16 protein-coding genes are annotated in these 20,551 nt (G+C 73.5%); 6 read left to right on the plus strand and 10 right to left on the minus strand.

Features of this window, described 5'->3' with window-relative positions; all coding sequences use genetic code 11:
- Positions 1-55: 55 nt before the first annotated feature.
- Positions 56-2,803: a glycosyltransferase gene (locus ACIBBF_RS19795; protein WP_397416678.1), complete on the minus strand. Its 2,748-nt coding sequence runs from the start codon at positions 2,801-2,803 to the stop codon at positions 56-58.
- 139 nt (positions 2,804-2,942) lie between these two features.
- Between ACIBBF_RS19795 and ACIBBF_RS19800 the strand changes: the two genes are divergently transcribed.
- Positions 2,943-3,554: a hypothetical protein gene (locus ACIBBF_RS19800; protein WP_397416680.1), complete on the plus strand. Its 612-nt coding sequence runs from the start codon at positions 2,943-2,945 to the stop codon at positions 3,552-3,554.
- Between the two features lie 15 nt (positions 3,555-3,569).
- Here ACIBBF_RS19800 and ACIBBF_RS19805 read toward each other — a convergent pair whose 3' ends face one another.
- Positions 3,570-4,382 (minus strand): siderophore-interacting protein, encoded by an 813-nt coding sequence (locus tag ACIBBF_RS19805; protein WP_397416682.1) that lies wholly within the window; start codon positions 4,380-4,382, stop codon positions 3,570-3,572.
- A 114-nt stretch (positions 4,383-4,496) separates the two neighbouring features.
- Here ACIBBF_RS19805 and ACIBBF_RS19810 point away from each other — a divergent pair, with 114 nt between their 5' ends.
- Positions 4,497-5,663 (plus strand): nucleotide sugar dehydrogenase, encoded by a 1,167-nt coding sequence (locus ACIBBF_RS19810; RefSeq protein WP_397416684.1) that lies wholly within the window; start codon positions 4,497-4,499, stop codon positions 5,661-5,663.
- A gap of 2 nt (positions 5,664-5,665) precedes the next feature.
- The gene (gene rfbB / locus ACIBBF_RS19815) at positions 5,666-6,655 is read left to right on the plus strand and encodes a dTDP-glucose 4,6-dehydratase (protein ID WP_397416687.1); all 990 of its coding nucleotides are present in this window, start codon (positions 5,666-5,668) and stop codon (positions 6,653-6,655) included.
- A 5-nt stretch (positions 6,656-6,660) separates the two neighbouring features.
- Here the strand turns inward: rfbB and ACIBBF_RS19820 are convergent, their stop codons facing one another.
- Complete coding sequence (locus tag ACIBBF_RS19820) at positions 6,661-7,281, minus strand: dTDP-4-dehydrorhamnose 3,5-epimerase family protein (RefSeq protein WP_397416689.1); 621 nt, start codon at positions 7,279-7,281, stop codon at positions 6,661-6,663.
- A gap of 42 nt (positions 7,282-7,323) precedes the next feature.
- Between ACIBBF_RS19820 and rfbD the strand changes: the two genes are divergently transcribed.
- Positions 7,324-8,229 carry a dTDP-4-dehydrorhamnose reductase gene (rfbD, locus tag ACIBBF_RS19825; protein ID WP_397416691.1) on the plus strand — a complete coding sequence of 302 codons (906 nt, stop codon included), beginning with the start codon at positions 7,324-7,326 and terminating at the stop codon, positions 8,227-8,229.
- Between the two features lie 296 nt (positions 8,230-8,525).
- On the opposite strand, the gene rfbA is transcribed toward rfbD, so the two are convergent.
- Positions 8,526-9,392 (minus strand): glucose-1-phosphate thymidylyltransferase RfbA, encoded by an 867-nt coding sequence (gene rfbA / locus ACIBBF_RS19830; protein ID WP_397416693.1) that lies wholly within the window; start codon positions 9,390-9,392, stop codon positions 8,526-8,528.
- A 118-nt stretch (positions 9,393-9,510) separates the two neighbouring features.
- On the opposite strand from rfbA, the gene ACIBBF_RS19835 reads away from it, so the two are divergent.
- Entirely contained in the window at positions 9,511-10,578 is a 1,068-nt protein-coding gene (locus ACIBBF_RS19835) for an LCP family protein (protein ID WP_397416696.1), read from the plus strand.
- Between the two features lie 9 nt (positions 10,579-10,587).
- Here the strand turns inward: ACIBBF_RS19835 and ACIBBF_RS19840 are convergent, their stop codons facing one another.
- Positions 10,588-12,372 (minus strand): phospho-sugar mutase, encoded by a 1,785-nt coding sequence (locus ACIBBF_RS19840; RefSeq protein ID WP_397416698.1) that lies wholly within the window; start codon positions 12,370-12,372, stop codon positions 10,588-10,590.
- Positions 12,372-13,211, minus strand: coding sequence for a purine-nucleoside phosphorylase (locus tag ACIBBF_RS19845; RefSeq protein ID WP_397416700.1), 840 nt, complete (start codon positions 13,209-13,211; stop codon positions 12,372-12,374). The genes ACIBBF_RS19840 and ACIBBF_RS19845 overlap by 1 nt, the downstream gene beginning before the upstream one ends.
- A gap of 88 nt (positions 13,212-13,299) precedes the next feature.
- Between ACIBBF_RS19845 and ACIBBF_RS19850 the strand changes: the two genes are divergently transcribed.
- Positions 13,300-14,838, plus strand: a complete 1,539-nt coding sequence (locus ACIBBF_RS19850) for an NAD(P)H-quinone dehydrogenase (protein ID WP_397416702.1) — start codon at positions 13,300-13,302, stop codon at positions 14,836-14,838.
- Between the two features lie 363 nt (positions 14,839-15,201).
- On the opposite strand, the gene ACIBBF_RS19855 is transcribed toward ACIBBF_RS19850, so the two are convergent.
- The 4 genes from ACIBBF_RS19855 to ACIBBF_RS19870 all read right to left on the minus strand — a co-directional run bounded on the left by ACIBBF_RS19855 (position 15,202) and on the right by ACIBBF_RS19870 (position 20,247).
- Positions 15,202-15,666, minus strand: coding sequence for a hypothetical protein (locus tag ACIBBF_RS19855; RefSeq protein ID WP_397416704.1), 465 nt, complete (start codon positions 15,664-15,666; stop codon positions 15,202-15,204).
- 49 nt (positions 15,667-15,715) lie between these two features.
- Positions 15,716-17,788: an acyltransferase family protein gene (locus tag ACIBBF_RS19860; protein ID WP_397416706.1), complete on the minus strand. Its 2,073-nt coding sequence runs from the start codon at positions 17,786-17,788 to the stop codon at positions 15,716-15,718.
- A 126-nt stretch (positions 17,789-17,914) separates the two neighbouring features.
- A complete protein-coding gene (locus ACIBBF_RS19865; protein ID WP_397416708.1) occupies positions 17,915-18,415 on the minus strand; it encodes an NUDIX domain-containing protein in 501 nt (166 codons plus the stop codon).
- Between the two features lie 59 nt (positions 18,416-18,474).
- A complete protein-coding gene (locus ACIBBF_RS19870; protein ID WP_397416902.1) occupies positions 18,475-20,247 on the minus strand; it encodes an acetyl/propionyl/methylcrotonyl-CoA carboxylase subunit alpha in 1,773 nt (590 codons plus the stop codon).
- Positions 20,248-20,551: the final 304 nt, after the last annotated feature.

The raw sequence follows: 20,551 nt of genomic DNA on the forward strand, positions 1-20,551 counted from the left end.
TGGATGTTCGCCCTTCTGACCGGCGAGAAAGGGCGAACATCCAGCACTCAACGGGTCACCGGCGGGTGGCCAGCCAGGTCTCCGCGGCCTGCCAGTGCTCCTTGAGGAGCACGTAGCGGTCCTCGTGCCACGGCTTGACCGGCCCCGCCCAGTGGATCAGGCCCGGTTCGGTCACGACCTCCTGCGTCGGCCACGCGTTCCACCGCGGTCCGAGGGGCTGGTAGCGCGACCCGGCGTACGCGTTGAGCACGTCCTGGTCGTTGAGCCCGTACCGCTCGGCGTAGGGCACGAACTCCTCGGTGAACCGGTCGGCCCGCATGACCGCCAGGTCCAGCACCAGGATGCCCGCGTTGAAGCCGTGGTACCCGTACCGGTGGCGCTGCGTCATGGCGCGCACCAGGTCCCGCGCGGCGCCGGCGTCGTGCCCCAGCAGGCGCGTGGAACGGATGACGTTCCCGATGCCGTGCCGGTAGTTGTACGAGATCGAGGGCCGGGCCGCCAGGGGCGCCCCGCGCAGGTCGGTGTCGTACAGCTCCGCCAGGTCGGCCACCGCCAGCGCGTCCAGGTCGTGGTAGACGACCCGGTCGAGGTGCGGCAGCAGCTCGGGCAGCAGCAGCCGGTCCATCGTGGCGACCGTGATGTGCTTGAGCATGCCGAGCACGGCCCCGTAGCCGATCCCGTCGCACGCGTACCACTCGAACGTCACCTCGGGGAACAGCCGGGCCAGCCGGTCGTGGTCCGCGGGCGTGTGGTCGCGGGTGAGCGCCACGACCCGGACCGGCCGGTCCGTGTGCCGCACCACGCCGGCCACGACCACCTCGAGCTGGGTGCGCAGGTTGCCGTCGAGGGCGACGGCGACGTTCACGGCCCCTCGGCCCCGTCCCGTCGCGCCGGCTGTGCGGCCCGGCCGGGGCGCGGACGCCTCCACCACCACCCGCGTCGCCCGCACGGCCGCCACGATCTCGGCCACCGAGCACGTGCCCGACGGCGGCGGCACCGGCGCGTCGTGCACCGCCCTCGCCCGCGCGACCTCGTCGGCCACGGTCTGGCGCCACGTGGCGTACACCTCCTCGCGGGAGGCGCCGGCGAGGATCGCGGCCATGGCCGGCGCGACGACGGAGCGGATCCGCTCCTGCATGGCGCGGCGGCCCGCCTCGTCGGCGTCGAGCAGGCCTGCGAACCGGATGTCGGCGTCGTTCCGTGGCCGGAAGTCCACGTCGGCCCCGACGGCCCACGACGGCAGGAACGCGTGCAGACGGGAGGTGACCACCCGGGAGTACCGGCCGCGGTAGGCGTCCAGCAGACCGACGGCGTGCCGCACGTTGCGGTCGAACGGGGCGTGCCGCACCGAGGGGTGCAGGTGGGTGACGAGCTCGGCGCCCGTGTCGTGGTCGGGCACGGGGGTGTCCACGTACACGGCCGGAGCTCCGGCCGCGGGCGGCGGGGCGTCCGGGAACAGGGTGTCGACCGTCGTCGTCAGGCAGCCGCTGAAGAAGGCGGGCACGCCCGCGTTGAGCAGCAGGTGCACCGTGGTCCAGTCCCGGCAGCCGATCGGACCGTGCGCCCGCAGGTACTCGACGGCGGCGGGGGTCAGGATCGCGTGCTTGTTCACGTGGAACGACACGAACAGCGGCAGCAGGTTCTCGTGGAACGGGAAGTCGAAGCGCAGGTCGAACTGGCTGTGCATGTACCAGCCGAACGCGAGCATCCACGTGCCCGGGGGCACGGCATCCAGGTGGGACATGTCGCGCTGCACCAGCGTGAGGTGCACGTCGGCGCCCGGCCCGGGCAGGGCGTGGTCGGGGCGCACGCGCCCGGCGAGGTAGCGCACCGGCTCGGCGACGGCGTCGTCGCCGTGCAGGCGCAGGCCCTCGTGCCGCAGCAGGTGGCCCAGGCTCGCCACGGTCTGCACCGTGTCCCCGATGTTGCTGGACGACACGTGCTCGTCCGGCGCCTTGTAGTCGAGCACGGCGAACGACACGTGCCCCGCCGGCACCCGCGCCGGCGCGGCGGGCCGCAGGGCCTTCTCGATCCAGGGCGCCAGATGGTCGATCGAGGCCTCGACCTCGTCGGTGCGGCCGGGCCCACGGCGTGCCGCGTCGAGGGCCTCGGCGGCCGGTCCGGGCTCGTCGGCCACGAACAGCAGCCGCGCGATCTCCAGCAGGGTCGCGGCGTCGGTCACGGCCCCGTGCCGCACCCAGTCCGCCGCGGTCCGGGAGACGTCGTCGTCCGCCATGGCGATGCCGGCCCGGAGGTACTCCGCCGGGGCGAGGCGGGCGGCGTCGTCGGGGCCGAGCTCCCGCAGCAGGTCCCACGCGAGCTCGCGCAGGCCCGCGCGCTGGGCGACGAGCGCGGCCCCCGCGACGCCGGCCCGGCGCGTCCCGGGGTGCGTCATCAGCGCGTGGCACAGCGACCGCCACTGGGCGGTGTCGAGGCGGCGGGCGCCGCGGATCGACGTCGTGACGGCCTCGTCGATGGGGAGGCCGCGGCGGAGTGCCGCGGTGAGCACCGCATCGCCCGAGGGCGGCTCGGGTCGTTCCTGGAACGGCCGGTCCGCGGCGCGGTCCGGTGCGGACCAGACCCCGCGCGGCTGCCGGTTCGCCTCCTTGGCCGCGGCCCAGGTCTCCTGGTCGGGCGTCGGCAGCGGCCGGGCGTCGGGGAGCGGACCGGGGTGGTCGGGATGGGGGTTGTGCAGGGGGTCCGCGGCGGCCGCGAGCAGCGCCTCGGCGATCATCTCGTCAGCGGCCGGGACCTGGTGCGCAGCCTCACCGGACGCGGCGAGACGGCGGCTTTCAGGGGACATGAAGACTCCTCGGGGGTCGACGGTCAGGGTGGGTACCGTCGCCCCGGTGAGCGGTCCGGCGTGCAACGCCCGGCCGACGGTGGCCAGAGCGTAGTGGTGCCGGGTTACGGCCCGGCGACGTCTCGGTAGGCTGCCGGACATGTCTGCGCAACAACCTGCTGACCAGGGCGTATCGTCGTCGATGCCGTCCGTGCCCGGCACCCTCGTGGGCAGCCGGATGCACAAGTGGGACGGCGGGGACCACTGGCGGTTCGACGCCAGGTACCTGGGCCGCGACGAGCACGGGACCTGGCTCGGCTACCGGCCCGGCACGTACTTCAGCAGGCCCGGCCTGGCCTACCACGCGAAGAGCCCGGGCCTGGTGGTCTTCGGCCCCGTCGGCTGGGTCGCGGAGCTCCACCGCGGCCACCCGCGCGGCACGCTCCTGTACATCGACCTCACGACCGTGCCCGAGTGGCACGCCGTGCCGGACGCCGACGGCGGGCCGGAGTTCGTGGTGACCGCCGCCGACATGGACCTCGACGTGATCGCCCGGGAGCCGGGCAGCCGGGACGCCCGCCGGTACGGCGAGACGTACATCGACGACGAGGACGAGTTCGCCGAGCACAGCGTGCGCTACGGGTACCCGCCGTCCGTGATCGAGCGGGTGCGCAGCGACGCCGACGCCCTCCTCGCCGCCGTGCGGGCCGGTGAGCCGCCCTACGACGGCGCCACGGCGAAACGCTGGTTCGCGGTGCTCGACGGGCTGTGACGCGGGGCGCCGGGCCTACCGCGCGCTGAGGACCAGGTCGTCCTGCTCCACGGCCGCGCGCCACTCGGCCTTCTCGGCGCGCCAGTGCTCGTCGTCCCGACCGCGGCGCCAGTAGCCCGACGCCGAGAGCAGGTCGCGCGGGACGCCCAGCGTGGCCCGCGCCCAGCGACGCAGGTCGCGGACGCAGCCCGCCTCCCCGTGCAGGAACGCGTGCGGTACGCCGTCGGGCAGCTCGGCGGCCTGCACGGCGTCGGCCAGGGCGTCCCCGGCGGACCGGTGCACCCAGGTGACGTGCAGGTCGGCGGCGCTCGCGAGCTCCTGCTCCTCAGTGGCGTCCGAGACCTCGACGAAGACGTGCGCCACGGCGCCGTCGGGCAGGGCCTCGCAGGCGGCCGCGATGGCCGGCAGGGCGGACTCGTCGCCGGCCAGGAGGTGCCACGGGGCGTCGGGGGACGGCGCGTAGTCGCCGCCCGGCCCGACGAAGGCCACCTCGTCGCCGGGCCGCACGCGCTGGGCCCAGGGGCCGCCGTAGCCGACGTCGCCGTGGGTGACGACGTCGATGTCCCAGCCGGCCTCGGTCACGCCGCGGACCGTGTAGGTGCGCAGCACGGGGCGGCCCTCGGGTTCCGTGGGCTCCGCCATGACCAGCTTGACGTAGCGGTCCGCGAACGGCGTCGGGTCGACGGCGGTCAGCGCCGTGCCGCCGATCGTCACCCGGATCATGTGCGGGGTGACGTGCCGGACCGCCGTCACGGTCGCCGTGGTGCGGACTCCGCGGCGGGGCTTCTCGGCGGGTGCGGGGCTGGTCTGAGGCGGGGTGAATGGCATGGTGAGGCAAGCCTAACCTCGTGCGCCTCGGGTCGCCGGTGTGGCGTGCGTCACGTGGTCGCCCACGCTCTAGCATGGGGTCCGTCATCGACCTTTCCTGTCAGGAGTCCCGTCGTGAAGATCGCTGTTGCCGGCACGGGGTACGTCGGCCTGTCCAACGCGGTCCTGCTCGCGCAGAACCACGAGGTGTGGGCGCTGGACATCGACCCGGCCAAGGTCGAGCTCGTCAACGCGCGCCGTTCGCCGATCGTCGATGCCGAGCTGGAGGAGTACCTGCGGGACAAGCCGCTGGACCTGACCGCCACGCTGGACCGGGACGAGGCGTTCACCGGCGCCTCGGTCGTGGTCGTGGCGACGCCGACCAACTACGACGAGCAGACCAACTTCTTCGACACGTCGTCCGTGGAGTCGGTGATCGGCGACGTGCTGGCGCGGGCCCCCGAGGCGACGATCGTGGTCAAGTCGACGGTCCCCGTGGGGTTCACCGAGCGTCTGCGCGCGGAGCACCCCGACGCGGCCGTCCTGTTCTCGCCGGAGTTCCTGCGCGAGGGCCGGGCCCTGTACGACAACCTGCACCCGTCGCGGATCGTGGTGGGCGACCGGACCGACCGGGGCAAGCGGTTCGCGGACCTGCTCCTGGAGGGTGCGATCACCAAGGACGTCCCGGTGCTGCTGACCGACCCCACCGAGGCCGAGGCGATCAAGCTGTTCGCCAACACCTACCTCGCGCTGCGGGTGGCGTACTTCAACGAGCTCGACACCTACGCCGTGACCCGTGGGCTGGACACGGCGCAGATCATCGAGGGCGTGGGCCTGGACCCCCGGATCGGCTCGCACTACAACAACCCGTCGTTCGGCTACGGCGGGTACTGCCTGCCCAAGGACACCAAGCAGCTCCTGGCGAACTACGCCGACGTGCCGCAGAACCTGATCAACGCCGTCGTCGACGCGAACACGACGCGCAAGGACTTCGTCGCGGCCGACATCCTGCGCCGCGGGCCGCGGACCGTGGGCGTGTACCGCCTGGTGATGAAGTCGGGGTCGGACAACTTCCGGGCCTCCAGCATCCAGGGCATCATGAAGCGCATCAAGGCCAAGGGTGTCGAGGTCATCGTGTACGAGCCCACGCTGACCGAGGACGAGTTCTTCCACTCCGAGGTGGTGCGGGACCTGGACGAGCTCAAGTCCCGGGCCGACGTCATCATCGCCAACCGCCGCACCGAGGCGCTGGACGACGTGGCGGACAAGGTCTACACCCGCGACATCTACGGACGGGACTGACGATGCGGGTACTGGTCACCGGCGGCGCCGGCTTCATCGGGGCGAACTTCGTCCGCCAGACCGTCCGCGAGCGGCCGGACGTACGGGTCACGGTGCTGGACGCCCTGACCTACGCCGGCGACCGGACCTCGCTCGACGGCACGGGGGTCGAGCTCGTCGAGGGCTCGATCACCGACGGTCCGCTCGTGGACCGCCTCGTGGGGGAGTCGGACCTCGTGGTGCACTTCGCCGCGGAGTCCCACAACGACAACTCCCTGGACGACCCGACGCCGTTCGTGCAGACCAACCTGGTGGGCACGTTCACGCTGCTGGAGGCGGTGCGGCGGCACGGCGTCCGGTTCCACCACATCTCGACCGACGAGGTGTACGGCGACCTCCCGCTCGACACCCCGGAACGGTTCACCTCCGGGACGCCGTACAACCCCTCGTCGCCCTACTCGTCGACCAAGGCCGGCTCCGACCTGCTGGTCCGCGCCTGGGTGCGCTCGTTCGGCATCCGGGCCACGATCTCGAACTGCTCGAACAACTACGGCCCGTACCAGCACGTCGAGAAGTTCATCCCGCGCCAGATCACCAACCTGATCGACGGTGTGCGGCCCCGGCTGTACGGCGCGGGCCGCAACGTGCGCGACTGGATCCACGTCGAGGACCACAACTCCGCCGTCTGGAGCGTCATCGAGAAGGGCCAGGCCGGGGAGACCTACCTGATCGGGGCCGACGGCGAGACGAGCAACCTCGACGTGGTGCGCACGCTCCTGGAGATCTTCGGGCGCGACGCCGACGACTTCGACCACGTCACCGACCGCCCGGGGCACGACCTGCGGTACGCGATCGACGCGAGCCGCCTGCGCACCGAGCTGGGCTGGTCCCCGCGCTACACGGACTTCCGCGAGGGCCTGGAGGCCACGGTCGACTGGTACCGCGCCCACGAGTCCTGGTGGCGCCCGACAAAGGCTGCGACGGAGGCCAGGTACGCCCGCACCAACCAGTAGCCCACTCAACGAGGTGGCAGGGACGTGACGTAGGCGCGGACCTCGTCCAGCGTGGGCAGGAGGTTCTGGGCGCGGGCCTCGGCCAGCGTCGGGGCGGCCTCGTCCTTCTCCGACAGGAGCGGGGTCAGGGGAGTGCCGTCACGGGCCGTGTCGGGCCACTCGATGCCGAGCTCCTCGTCCAGCGGGTGGATGCCGTGCTCACGGCCCGGCGCGTACCCGGCCGAGCACAGGTACAGCACGGTGGAGCCGTCCTCCAGCGACATGAACGCGTGGCCCAGCCCCTCAGGCAGGTAGACGGCGCGGCGGTCCACGTCGTCGAGCAGGACGGCGTCCCACACGCCGAAGGTGGGCGAGCCCACCCGGATGTCGACGACGACGTCGAGCACCGCGCCGCTGACGCACATCACGTACTTGGCCTGGCTGGGTGGCACGTCGGCGAAGTGGATGCCGCGCAGCACCCCGGCGGCCGACACCGAGCAGTTGACCTGCTGCAGGTCGAAGGCGTGCCCTACGGCGTCGGCGAAGGCGCCCGCCCGGAACACCTCCAGGAACAGCCCCCGCGGGTCTCCGTGCTGCTGGGGGGTGATCTCGAACGCGCCGGGCACGGCCAGCTCGCGGTACTTCATGGCTCTCCTCGCGGGGTTCGGATGCGGCTCTAGGATCTTAGGGTGGCTGGAGCCGGAGTGACCAAGGGACCTGGACCGACCGACCCCGCAGGAGCCGCGCAGCGGTGGCTCGTCGTCGGGGCCGCGGGCATGCTCGGGCAGGACGTGCTGACCGCGGCCACCCGCGCGGGGCACGAGGTGTCCGGCGCCGGGCGGGCCGAGCTGGACGTCACGGACGCGGTGGCGGTCCGCGCGGCGGTGGCCGGCTACGACGTGGTGGTCAACTGCGCTGCGTGGACCGCCGTGGACGCCGCCGAGGAGCACGAGGCCGAGGCGTTCGCCGTCAACGCGACGGCCGCCGCCCACCTCGCGCGCGCCGCAGCCGCCGCGGGTGCCCGGCTGGTGCACGTCTCGACCGACTACGTGTTCGACGGTGTCGCGACCGAGCCCTACCCGGAGGACGCGCCGGTGGTGCCTCGCTCGGCGTACGGCCGCACCAAGGCCGCCGGCGAGTGGGCGGTGCGCGCGGAGGCGCCGGACGCCGTCGTCGTGCGCACGGCGTGGCTGTACGGGGCCGGCGGCAGGTGCTTCCCCCGGACCATCGCGCGCGTCGCGGGCGAGCGGGACCGGCTCAGCGTCGTGGACGACCAGACCGGGCAGCCCACCTGGACCGCCGACGTGGCCGACCTGATCGTCCGGCTCGTCGCCGCACGGGTGCCCGGCGGGATCTACCACGGCACGTCGTCCGGCCGGGTGACGTGGTGGGGCTTCGCGCGGGAGGTGGTCGCGTCGGCCGGGCACGCCACGCCCGTCGACACGACGACGAGCGCCGAGTACCAGCTCCCGGCGCCGCGGCCGGCGTACTCGGTGCTGGGGCACGACCGCCTCCGGGCGGTCGGCGTGGAGCCGATCGGCGACTGGGCCGAGCGGTGGAAGGCGGCGGCACCGGAGGTGCTGGGGGCACCGTAGGGCCTGCGCACCGTAGGGCCTGCGCAGCGTGTGCGGGTGCGCCGTCCACGGCGGCCTCGGGGAAAGGTGCCTCGCGGAGGCGGGTTGCTCTGAGTAGACGTTGTCTACGGTCAGCAACACGACTGCGCGGGGCACCTTTCCCCCGGAGGCCCCCGGCACGAGACAGCGGCACCAGCCGGACCGGGCACCGGGCACCGGGTGCCCGCGTCCCGTGTCCCGTGTCGCGTGTCCCGTGTCCCGCGTCCCGCGTCGCGTGTCGCGTGTCGCGTGTCGTGCGACGGTTCGGCGCTACGAGGTCACTGCTGCTCCAGGAGACTCAGCAGGTAGCTGCCGTAACCCGACTTGGTGAGCTTCTCCGCGCGGACCCGCAGGTCGTCGTCCGACAGGAAGCCCCGGCGCCAGGCGACCTCCTCCGGGGCGCCGATCTTGAGGCCCTGGCGCCGTTCGACGGTGCGGACGTAGTCGGACGCCTCGAGCAGCGAGTCGAACGTGCCGGTGTCCAGCCAGGCCGTGCCGCGCGGCAGCACCTCGACCTGGAGCCGGCCCTGGCGCAGGTACTCGGCGTTGACGTCGGTGATCTCGTACTCGCCGCGCGCCGAGGGCTTGAGCCCCTTGGCGATGGCGACCACGTCGTTGTCGTAGAAGTACAGCCCCGGCACCGCGTACCGGGACCGGGGCCGGGCCGGCTTCTCCTCCAGGGACAGGGCCATGCCCTGGTCGTCGAACTCGACCACCCCGTAGGCGGAGGGGTCGGCCACGCGGTAGGCGAAGACGGCGCCGCCGTCCAGGTCCGCGAAGCGGGTCAGCCGGGTGCCCAGGCCGGGGCCGTAGAAGATGTTGTCGCCGAGCACGAGGGCCACCGAGTCGTCACCGAGGAACTCCTCGCCCAGCACGAAGGCCTGGGCGAGCCCGTCGGGCGACGGCTGAGCCGTGTAGCTGATCGAGATGCCGAACTGCGAGCCGTCGCCGAGCAGCCGCTGGAACTGGTCGGCGTCCTGCGGGGTGGTGATGACCAGGACGTCGCTGATCCCGGCCAGGATCAGGGTGGACAACGGGTAGTAGATCATCGGCTTGTCGTAGACCGGCACGAGCTGCTTGCTGATGCCCTGGGTGATCGGGTGCAGGCGGGTGCCGGAGCCGCCGGCGAGAATGATTCCGCGCATGGGGCGGATCTTGCCATGCGCAGGTCTCCTCGGCCCCGCGGGGAGCGGGGGTGAATCGGGGGTGATGTCTCTTTCGGGGTGATGCGCCCGACCTGCCCGCAGCGGTAAGTACGTGGGTATGCATGCACCTGAGCGGATCGACGACCTGTTGACCGCGGCCGAGCCGGCCCCCGGCGTCCGCCCGAGCGAGCGCCGCCCCCGGGGCAAGGGCTTCGTCGCGGCGCTCGTCGCGGGCGCGCTCGTGCTCGTCGGCGCCAGCGGGGCCACGGCCTGGTTCGGCTACCGGATCTCGCTCGACGAGAAGATCGAGCGCATCGACGACCCGTTCGCCGGCCTCGACGAGGCCGACCGGCCCGCCCCGGCACCGCAGGGCGCGCCGGCCCCCGTCAACATCCTCGTGCTCGGGTCCGACAGCCGGATCTCCGCCGGCGACCCGTCCGCGTGGGAGTTCGGCGCCCAGCGCACCGACGCCATCCTGCTGTTCCACCTGTCCGCCGACCGGAAGTCGGCCGCCGCGATCTCCATCCCGCGCGACTCCTGGGTGCCGATCCCCGGCTACGGCGAGGCGAAGATCAACGCGGCGTTCTCCTACGGCGGTCCCGCGCTCATGATCGAGACCGTCGAGGACCTGACGGGCGTCCGCATCGACCACTTCGCGGTCAGCGACTTCGAGTCCTTCACGACGCTGACCGACACCCTCGGCGGTGTCGAGATCACGGTGCCCGACGGCGCGGGCGGCTCCGTGGTCCAGGAGATGACCGGCCAGGAGGCGCTGGAGTTCACGCGTGAGCGGTACTCCCTGCCGAACGGCGACTTCGGGCGCGTGCAGCGGCAGCAGGCCTGGATGCGGGCCATCGTCACCCAGGCCACGGCCGACAAGAACGACCTGCCCAAGCTGTCCCGGTTCCTCGAGGTGGCGCTGCGGTCCGTCGCGGTGGACGAGAACCTGACCATCGACACGATGCTGGAGCTGGCGATCAGCGCCCGCGACCTGTCCACGGGCGACATGACGTTCCTGACCGCCCCCTACGCGGGCACCGGGCGCAGCGCGGACGGCCAGTCGACGGTGGTGCTCGACCGGGAACGGTTCGACCCGCTCATGCAGGCCGTGGCCGAGGACCGGCTGCCCGGGTACCTCGCCGAGTCCCCGGACGGCATCGACATGCTGTCCGACGTCGTGGAGTGACCCGGCGGGTCACAGGCCCAGGGCCGCCCGCACGTCCGCACCCACCCGGGCCAGCCGGTCCCGTGCGGCGACCCGCGCCTCGGACAGCGCGGCCGCCGAGGCATCGGGCTCGACCGGCGCGACCACCTCGATGTAGCACTTGACCTTCGGTTCCGTACCGCTCGGCCGCACGATGACGCGCGTGTCGTCCGCGGTCAGCAGCACCACGCCGTCCGTGGGCGGCAGGCCGTCCATCCCCTCGGCGAGGTCGCTCACCGAGTCCACCGGCGAGCCCGCCAGCGCCGACGGCGGGGACGTGCGCAGCGCCGCCATCGTCGACCCGATCCCGTCCAGGTCGTCGAACCGCGCCGACACCTGCCCGGTCACGTGCAGACCGCAGGCCCGTGCCACGTCGTCGAGCAGGTCGAGGAGCGTGCGGCCCTGCGCGGCCAGCCGGCGCGCGAGCTGTGCGACGGCGACGGCGGCCGACAGCCCGTCCTTGTCCCGGACGTGCTCAGGATCGACGCAGTAGCCCAGAGCCTCCTCGTACCCGAACACGAGGCCCGGTGTGCGGGAGATCCACTTGAAGCCCGTGAGGGTGGTCGCGTGCTCCAGGCCGTGGGCCGCGGCGATGGCCGCCAGCGCCCGCGACGACACGATCGAGCAGGCCAGCGTGCCGCCGGTCCCGGCGCTCACGGCCCGCTCGGCCGCGTCCCAGCCGAGCAGCATGCCCACCTCGTCGCCGTGCAGCATGCGCCAGCCCTGCGACGACGCCGTCTCCGCACCCTGATAGGTGCCGTACTGCGGGTCGAGCACAGCGACGGCGCAGCGGTCCGCGTCCGGGTCGTTGGCGATGACGAGGTCCGCGTGGGAGTCCTGCGCCAGGGCGAGGGCCATGTCGATCGCGCCCGGCTCCTCCGGGTTGGGGAACGCGACGGTGGGGAAGTCCGGGTCGGGCTCGGCCTGCTCCTCCACGGGGACGACGTCGGTGAAGCCCGCCTCGGCCAGCACCCGGGCGACCGCCTCGCCGCCCACCCCGTGCAGCGACGTGGTGACGATGCGCAGCCGGGGACCCGTGGCGCCGTCGTGCAGACCGGCCACGGCCGCGTGGTAGGCGTCGGTGATCTCCGGCCCGAGCACGGTCCAGCCGGACTCGGCGCGCGGCACGTCCTTCGCGGCCCGGACCAGGGCGATCTCGCCCGCGATGAGGGCGTCGTAGGGCGGCACGATCTGCGCGCCCTGGCCCGCGTCCGTCACCACCCGGCCGCCCAGGTACACCTTGTAGCCGTTGTCGGCGGCGGGGTTGTGGCTCGCGGTGACCATCACGCCGGCGTCGGCCGACAGGTGACGCACGGCGAAGGCCAGCACCGGCGTCGGACCGGGCTCCGGCAGCAGCAGCACCTCGGCCCCGGCCGCGACCAGCACGGCCGCCGTGTCGCGGGCGAAGTCCGCGGAGCGGTGCCGGGCGTCGAACCCGACCACGACGCGCGGGGTGCCCTGCACGTCGGCGGCGAGGAAGTTGCCCAGGCCCGCCGCGGCGGCGATCACCACGGCGCGGTTCATGCGGTTCGGGCCTGCGGCCATCGCGCCCCGCAGGCCGGCCGTGCCGAACTCGAGCGGGCCGGCGAAACGGTCGGCCAGCTCGGCGAGCGCGATGCGGCCCGAGTGCGGGTCCGACGTCCGTGCGATCAGCGCGTGCAGCTCGCCGACGTCGCCCTGGTCGACGTCGGCCGCCATCCAGGCCTCGGCGCGCGCGACCAGGTCCGGCGCCGAGAGGGTCCCGGTCGCGGTGGGCGGGGTGGCGGGCTCGGTCATCAGAGCTGCTTGACCACTCGGGCGAGCAGGTCGCTGATCCGCGGGCCGGCCTCACGGCCCGCCTCCAGCACTTCTTCGTGGGAGAGCGGGCTGGGGCTGATCCCGGCGGCGAGGTTGGTGGCCAGGGAGATCCCGAGCACGTCCATCCTGCAGTGGCGTGCGGCGACGGCCTCGACCGCGGTCGACATGCCGACCAGGTCGGCGCCCAGCAGGCCCGCCATCTTCACCTCGGCCGGCGTCTCGTACTGCGGCCCGTGGAACTGTGCGTACACGCCCTCGGGCAGGTCCGGGTCCACGCTGCGGGCGAGCTCGCGCAGGCGCGGCGTGTAGATGTTCGTCATGTCGGCGAACTTGGCGCCCTCCAGCGGGGTCTGCCCCGTGAGGTTCAGGTGGTCCTTGATGAGCACGACCTGCCCGGGGCGCCAGCCGATGTGCACGCTGCCGCAGCCGTTGGTCAGGATCACCGTCTCGCAGCCGGCGGCGGCCGCGGTGCGCACGCCGTGGGCCACGCGCCGGATGCCCCGGCCCTCGTAGAGGTGGGTGCGGGAGCCGAGCACGAGCGCGTGCCGGACGGCGCCGTCGGGCCGCTCGATCCGGATCGAGCGCGTGGTGGACCGGTGGCCCTCGACCGCGGGCTTGGTGAACCCGGGGATCTCGGCGGTCGGGATCTCGGCGACGACGTCACCGATCAGCTCGGCCGCCCCGCCCCACCCGGAGCCGAGCACGAGCGCGACGTCGTGCCCCGAGACCCCGGTCTTGGCGGCGATGTACTCCGCGGCGGCCGCGGCCACGTCGAAGGGGTCGGTGGTCGGGTCGTCGAGGTCTGGCTCCGTGCTCATGGTCCGAGGTTATCGCCACTTTCCCTGTGGCACGCGCCCACGAGGCGGGCGACTTCGTGACATCCGGCGGCGATGCGAGAATGGGGCCGTGACCCCCCTCGATCCCACAGCAGTCCCGCCCCACGTCGTCGTCGTAGGTGGCGGACCCGGCGGGTACGAGGCGGCCCTCGTGGCCCGCAGCCACGGTGCGCAGGTGACCGTCGTGGAGCAGCAGGGCCTGGGCGGCGCGGCAGTCCTGACCGACGTGGTGCCGTCCAAGACCCTCATCGCCACCGCCGAGTGGATGACGATCGCCGACCGTGCCCCCGAGCTCGGCATCCGGATGCCCGACGACGTCGTGGACCCGGCCTCGGACGTCGACGTCTCGCTCGCCACCGGCGGCATCCCCGTGGTGTCCGCCTACGGCGTGCCCGCGCTGGGCGGCTCGGCGGTGCAGGCCGCGGCGTCGGCGGCCGAGAAGCGCAAGCACCTCGTGGACCTGCAGGCCGTGAACAAGCGCGTGCTCGCGCTGGCCCGTGCGCAGAGCGCGGACATCCGGGGCCGGCTGGAGCGCGAGGGCATCCGGATCATCGCGGGGAGGGGCCGGCTGGACGGGCCCTCGCGCGTGGTCGCCGAGCTGCCCGGCGGCGGCACCGAGGCGCTGGAGGCGGACTCGATCCTCCTCGCGCTCGGCGCCACCCCGCGCACCCTGCCCACCGCGGTGCCCGACGGCGAGCGCATCCTCACCTGGACGCAGATGTACAACCTGCGTGAGCTGCCCGAACGTCTGATCGTGGTGGGCTCGGGCGTCACCGGGGCGGAGTTCGCGGGCGCGTACAACGCGCTCGGGTCCGACGTCGTGCTCGTCTCCAGCCGCGACCGCGTGCTGCCGGGCGAGGACGAGGACGCCGCCGAGCTCCTGGAGGGCGTGTTCCGCTCCCGCGGCATGACGGTGCTGTCCCGCTCGCGGGCGGCGGGCGCCGTGCGCACCGACGACGGCGTGGAGGTCACGCTGGCGGACGGTCGCGTGGTGCACGGCTCGCACGTGCTGGTGGCGGTCGGCGGCGTGCCGGCGACGTCCGGCCTGGGCCTCGAGGAGGCCGGGGTGCGGCTGTCGGAGTCCGGGCACGTCGTGGTGGACCGGGTCTCGCGCACCTCGGTGCGCGGCATCTACGCCTCGGGGGACTGCACGGGTGTGCTGCCGCTCGCCTCCGTGGCGGCCATGCAGGGCCGCATCGCCGTGGCCCACGCCCTGGGCGACGCCGTCCAGCCGCTCGCGCTGCGCACGGTCGCGTCGAACATCTTCACGGCGCCCGAGATCGCGACGGTCGGGTACAGCGAGGAGAAGCTGCGCGCCCAGAGCTCGAAGTACATCACCACGACGCTGCCGCTGGCCCGCAACCCCCGGGCCAAGATGCTCGGCATCCGGGACGGGTTCGTGAAGCTGTTCGCGCACCCCGAGGCGGGCGTGGTGCTCGGGGGCGTGGTGGTGGCGCCGCGGGCGTCCGAGCTGATCTTCCCGATCACCCTGGCGGTCCAGCACCGGCTCACCGTGGAGGACGTCGCGTCGGCATTCACGATCTACCCGTCGCTGTCAGGGTCGATCGCGGAGGGTGCGCGCGTGCTGGACGCCCGGGTGGGCAGCTAGGGCGTCGCTGGCGGGCCTCTCCGCGTGGCCTCGTGCGGTAGGCGTCGTTCCGTGCGTGCCTGCTCTGCGCGGGCCTGCTCTGCGTGTGCCTGCTCTGCGCGTGTGGGCCCTGCGTGTGCCGGCCCTGCGTGTGCGGGCCCTCCCTGCGCGGCCCGGGTGCACCTGCCCCTCGGGGGTGTGTTGCTCTGAGTAGACATGTTCTACGGAGAGCAACACACCTCCGCGGGGCGGTTCCCTGGGGTGCTTCGTGCTTCGTGCTTCGTGCTTCGTGCCTCGTGCCCCGCGGCTCGTGCCTCGTGCCTCGTGGCTCGCGGCTCGTGCCCCGCGCTACATCTCTGCCGGTTGCCCGCCCGAGCCCGCGGCTCAGGCCACGGACGCGTCGAGGACGATCTGGCCGCCCTCCACCTTCGCGCCCGAGACGGTGAGGCCCGGGACCTTGACCTCCAGAAGGCGTTCGACGTCGACGGCGATCCGCGCGTCGGGCTGCACGTCGACGACGCCCGGCGGCAGACCCTGCTTGGCGATCTCCTGCTCGATCGGCGCGGCCGCGAGGCTGAGCAGCCGGTGCGCCGGGAGCCCGGCCGCGTTCACCTCGACCGTCAGCGTGGCGACGCCGCGCTCGAACCCGGACAGGCGCACGTCGGCCCGCACGATCGGGGCGATCTTCACGGCCAGCTTGAGCGGGCCGGGCAGCGTCTCCAGGCGGCGCAGGTCGGCGACCACGCGGATCACGTCCCGGTCGCCGACGACGGAGCTGATGACGGGCGGAGCCTGCCCGGCGATCCGCGCCAGGCCCAGCACCTCTTCGGGAGCGATCCGGATGTGCACGAATCGACCCTATAGCAGCGGGCGGTCCTCGTCCGGGAGGCGGCCGGGCTCAGGGCCGCGAGGCGGACTCCGCCGGGAAGAGCCACGGCGCCTCCGCCTGGAGCGCCTCGGTGAGCATCGGCTGCAACGACCGCAGGAACGTGTTGGTGAGGTGGCTGCCGTCCCGGTAGACGAGCACGTTGCCGATCACGGCCGGGCAGCGGTCGTCCGACTCGCGGCAGTACCACCGGGTGAGGTCGACGTGCACCATCGACGTGGGTACCCCCGGCGTGGTCAGCGCGGGCGAGACCTCGGGGTACACCTCGGACCGGGTCAGGTCGCAGAGACCGCTGCCCACGCCGTGCTCGGCGAGGCAGTTGAGCACCAGGGGGTCGTGGCCGCCGCGCGGGTTGTCGCGGAGGCCGATCAGCCGGACACCGGCCTGGTCCAGGAGCTGCCATGCGGCGACCTGCTCGGGCGGGACGGTCTCCAGCTCGCCGTCGTAGTGGGTGTGGGTGCCGTCGACGACCATCGCGTCCGGCTGCAGCTCCCGCGCCAGCTCGATCACGTTGTCGCCCCACAGCACGCAGCCGTGCTCGGGCGCGGGGACGTGCTTGACCCGGCACTGCCCCTTGCCGGCGAGGACGAGCCGCCAGTCGTGCTCCCGGGCGATCTCCAGGAACGTCTCGGACCACTGGTACAGGTGGGAGCCGCCGGCGAGCAGCACGGTCGCCGTCGGCTGCTCCGGTGCGTACAGGTCGCACCACAGGGCCTCGTCGAGACCCGGTCCGCTGCCGTGCTCCTGGACGCACCGGCCGTCGGTGAAGAACTGCCCCTTGTCCGCCTGGGCGGCCCCGAGCGCCGGCCGCAGGTCCGCGGCGGGCACCACCTCGGCAGAGCCGAGCGCCGACGCGCCGGGGTGCCGCGTGTCGACGACGCCGAACTCCTCGGCGGCCTCCGCCGTCTGCTCCCGCAGGTCGGCCTGCAGGCCCAGCACCGGTACGACGACGAGCGCCGTGGCGGCCACCGCGGCCGTGAGCGACACCAGTGCCCGGCCGGCCGGGAGCACGCGGGGGACGGCGCGCGCCGCGGGCCGCGCCACCAGACGCCGGGTGAGCCACGCCAGGACCACCGAGGCCGTGAGCACGAGGGCGGCCTCGCGCCAGCCGACGGCGTGCGCCCCGGTCAGCGCGAGGAGGAAGATCAGCACCGGCCAGTGCCACAGGTACAGCTCGTAGGAGATGTCGGCGAGGAACCGCAGCGGGCGGAAGGCGAGCGTGCCGCGCGGCCCCCAGGACGACGGCGTCCCGGCCCCCGCGATGACGAGCAGGGCGCCGGCCACCGGCCAGAGGGTCCACGGGCCGGGGAACAGGGTGCCGCCGTCGAGCACGAAGCCCGAGGCCACCACGAGGCCCAGGCCGAGCCAGGCGCCGACGGCGCGCACCCGTCCGGGGGTACCGAGGGGGACGAGCCCGAGCAGGGCTCCGGCACCCAGCTCCCAGAACCGGGTGGCCGTGTGGAAGTAGGCCACGGGCTGCTGCACGGCGCTCAGGTGCACGGCGTAGGCGAAGGAGGCCGCCGTCGCGAGCGCCACCAGCGGCAGCAGCACGGTGCGCACCCGCAGCCGGGCACGCCGCACCGCCACGCCGACCAGCAGGACGACCAGCGGCCACACCAGGAGGAACTGTCCCTGGACCGACAGCGACCAGAAGTGCTGCAGGGGGCTCGCGGCCGGGCCCGCCGCGCCGTAGCTGAGCTCGTTCGCGATGAGGTCCCAGTTCTCCACGTACAGGGCGGAGGCCACCACCTGGCGCAGGATGCTCTCCCAGTGCGACTCGGGCAGGAGCAGCCAGGTGGCGGCCGCGACCGCAGCGAGCACCACGAGGGCCGACGGCGCCAGCCGTGCCGCGTTGCGGGCCCAGACGGCACCGAGCCGGAGCGACCCGTCGTCGGCCCGCCGCACGAGCGAGCGCGTCACCAGGAACCCGGACACCACGAGGAAGACGTCGACGCCGCCCGAGACCCGTCCTGCGCCGAAGAGGTGGAACAGGACGACGAGCACCAGGGCGAGACCGCGGAGCCCGTGGATCTCGGCTAGCCGGACGCCGGGGCGCGAAGCCGTGCCGGCGGGGAGAGGGGGCACGGGTCACATTCTTGTGCCGTCCGGGGTACCTCGTGGTGCGGGGAGCGGATGAAATCTGGTTGCGGTCCGGTCACGGCGAGATGTCTTGCCGCAGGTCAGCCGGGTCTGGGCCGGCCGGACCGGTCGTCAGCCCAGCAGCGCGAGCAGCCGCGGCAGGGACTCGCCGAACGCCGGCAGCAGGGTCAGGCGGTCCAGGTCGGCGAGGCTCACCCAGCGCACCTCCAGGCTCTCGGGGTCGGCCGCCCGCGGCTCGACGCCGTACCCGGGGGCGACGTCGGCCACCACCGTGGTGTACGACCAGGCCGGGTGCTCCAGCACGTGCGTACCCACGACGTGCACGGCGGCCGGGTCGATCGCGGCCTCCTCGGCGGCCTCGCGCAGTGCACCGGCCGACGGCTCCTCGTCCGGTGCCAGCGCGCCGCCGGGGATGCCCCAGGTGCCGCCCATGTGGGACCACAGGGCCCGGTGCTGGAGCACCAGGTGCGACGGCACCCCGTCGTCGTCCCGGCGGGCGAGCAGCAGGCCCGCCGCCCCGAACAGGCCCCAGTGCCGGTGGTCCCCGCAGGTGACCCACCCGTCGCCGTCGTGCCGGTGCAGGTCGGGCGGGGGCAGGATCGGGTTCGGCACGGCCTCAGTCTGTCAGGTCGGGCCGGGAGATGTCTGCGACCGTCCGGTTCAGCACCTGCTCAGTCGACGATCTCGCAGAGCACCGCACCCGCGGTCACGCCGGCGCCCGGGGCCGCCGTCAGGGAACGGACGGTGCCGGCACGGTGCGCCAGGATCGGCTGCTCCATCTTCATCGCCTCCAGCACCACGACGAGATCGCCCTCGGCCACCTGGGCGCCCTCCTCGACGGCCACCTTCACGATGGTGCCCTGCATGGGGGAGGCCAGCGAGGTCCCCGCCGAGCCGCTCGACGCCTTGGCCGCGGAACGGCGGGCCGGGCGGCGGGCCGCGTTGGCGGTGCGGGCCCGGCCGGCGGCGACCCCGAGGCCCGCGGGCAGCACGACCTCCAGGCGGCGTCCGCCTACCTCGACGACGACACGCTCGGCCGTGACCTCCTCGACCTCCTCCTCGGGGGCCGGGGCGGCCGGGGCCAGCGCCTTGAGCTCGTCGGCGAACTCCGTCTCGATCCAGCGGGTGTGCACGCGGAACGGCGAGCCGTCCGCCGGGACGAACGCGTCGGCGTCGAGCACCGCCTTGTGGAACGGGACCACCGTGGGGATGCCCTCGACCACGAGCTCGCGCAGCGCACGGCGGGCCCGCTCGACGGCCTGCGTGCGCGTGGCGCCCGTGACGATCAGCTTGGCGATCATCGAGTCGAAGGCGCCGGAGACCGTGTCGCCCGCGACGACGCCCGTGTCGACGCGCACGCCCGGGCCCGACGGCCACGCGAGGCTGTTCAGGCGGCCCGGCGCCGGGAGGAAGTTCGCGGCCGGGTCCTCGCCGTTGATGCGGAACTCGATCGAGTGCCCGCGGATCGCGGGCGAGTCGTAGCCGAGCGGCTCGCCGGCCGCGATGCGGAGCTGCTCACGCACCAGGTCGATCCCGGTGACCTCCTCGGTCACCGGGTGCTCCACCTGCAGCCGCGTGTTCACCTCCAGGAAGGAGATGGTGCCGTCGAGGCCCACCAGGAACTCGCAGGTGCCGGCGCCCACGTAGCCCGCCTCGCGCAGGATCGCCTCCGAGGCGGTGTACAGCGACTTCTCCTGGTCCGGCGTGAGGAACGGCGCGGGCGCCTCCTCGACCAGCTTCTGGTGCCGCCGCTGCAGGGAGCAGTCGCGGGTGGACACCACGACGACGTTGCCGTGCGTGTCCGCCAGGCACTGCGTCTCCACGTGGCGGGGCTTGTCCAGGTAGCGCTCCACGAAGCACTCGCCCCGGCCGAACGCGGCCGTCGCCTCACGGACCGCCGACTCGTACAGCTCCTCGATCTCGTCGAACGTGCGCGCGACCTTGAGGCCGCGACCGCCGCCGCCGAACGCCGCCTTGATGGCGATGGGCAGCCCGTGCTCCTCGGCGAAGGCGCGCACCTCGGCGGCGTCCTTCACCGGGTCCGGGGTGCCGGGCACGAGCGGCGCACCGGCACGCTGCGCGATGTGCCGCGCGCTCACCTTGTCGCCCAGAGCCTCGATGGCCGACGGCGGAGGTCCGATCCAGACCAGCCCCGCGTCGATGACCGCCTGCGCGAACTCGGCGTTCTCGGACAGGAAGCCGTAGCCGGGGTGGACGGCGTCGGCCCCGGAGCGGCGCGCGACGTCGATCAGCTTGGCCGGATCCAGGTAGGTGTCCGCGGCGCGGGCGCCGCCGAGCGCGAACGCCTCGTCGGCGATGCGGACGTGCAGCGCCTCGCGGTCCTGGTCGGCGTACACGGCGACGGACGTCAGCCCCGCGTCGGCACATCCACGGGCCACGCGGACGGCGATCTCACCACGGTTGGCGATGAGCACCTTCGAGATGGTTCGGGGCAGGCTGGAACTGGGCACGGCTCACCGTAACCCGGGTATCCGGGACCTATGTACCGCCTCCGGGCACCCGGGAGAAAGTCTGGGGAGCAGACCAACCCCGGAGCGACGCGTTTGGAGGATCCACACATGGCGTGGGCACTGTCCAGTCCACTGAGCCGCTCCACCTTGTCGGTATCGGGTAAACGTCGCCTCCGGGGTGGTGAGCGCGGGCGTGGTGGATGTCGCCGCCCGCCTGGCCGGCCTCTCCTGGACCCGGGGAGCGCCGCTGCCCCCATCGGTGGACCTAGCCGAATGA

Source organism: Promicromonospora sp. NPDC050880 (assembly GCF_044456525.1).
Classification (GTDB): Bacteria; Actinomycetota; Actinomycetes; order Actinomycetales; family Cellulomonadaceae; genus Promicromonospora.

Excerpts from the sequence above, each read along its gene's own strand:
- ACIBBF_RS19795 (WP_397416678.1), bottom strand. The coding sequence starts at position 2,803 with ATGTCCCCTGAAAGCCGCCGTCTCGCCGCGTCCGGTGAGGCTGCGCAC.
- ACIBBF_RS19800 (WP_397416680.1), top strand. The coding sequence starts at position 2,943 with ATGTCTGCGCAACAACCTGCTGACCAGGGCGTATCGTCGTCGATGCCG.
- ACIBBF_RS19805 (WP_397416682.1), bottom strand. The coding sequence starts at position 4,382 with ATGCCATTCACCCCGCCTCAGACCAGCCCCGCACCCGCCGAGAAGCCC.
- rfbB (WP_397416687.1), top strand. The coding sequence starts at position 5,666 with ATGCGGGTACTGGTCACCGGCGGCGCCGGCTTCATCGGGGCGAACTTC.
- ACIBBF_RS19820 (WP_397416689.1), bottom strand. The coding sequence starts at position 7,281 with ATGAAGTACCGCGAGCTGGCCGTGCCCGGCGCGTTCGAGATCACCCCC.
- rfbA (WP_397416693.1), bottom strand. The coding sequence starts at position 9,392 with ATGCGCGGAATCATTCTCGCCGGCGGCTCCGGCACCCGCCTGCACCCG.
- ACIBBF_RS19835 (WP_397416696.1), top strand. The coding sequence starts at position 9,511 with ATGCATGCACCTGAGCGGATCGACGACCTGTTGACCGCGGCCGAGCCG.
- ACIBBF_RS19840 (WP_397416698.1), bottom strand. The coding sequence starts at position 12,372 with ATGACCGAGCCCGCCACCCCGCCCACCGCGACCGGGACCCTCTCGGCG.
- ACIBBF_RS19845 (WP_397416700.1), bottom strand. The coding sequence starts at position 13,211 with ATGAGCACGGAGCCAGACCTCGACGACCCGACCACCGACCCCTTCGAC.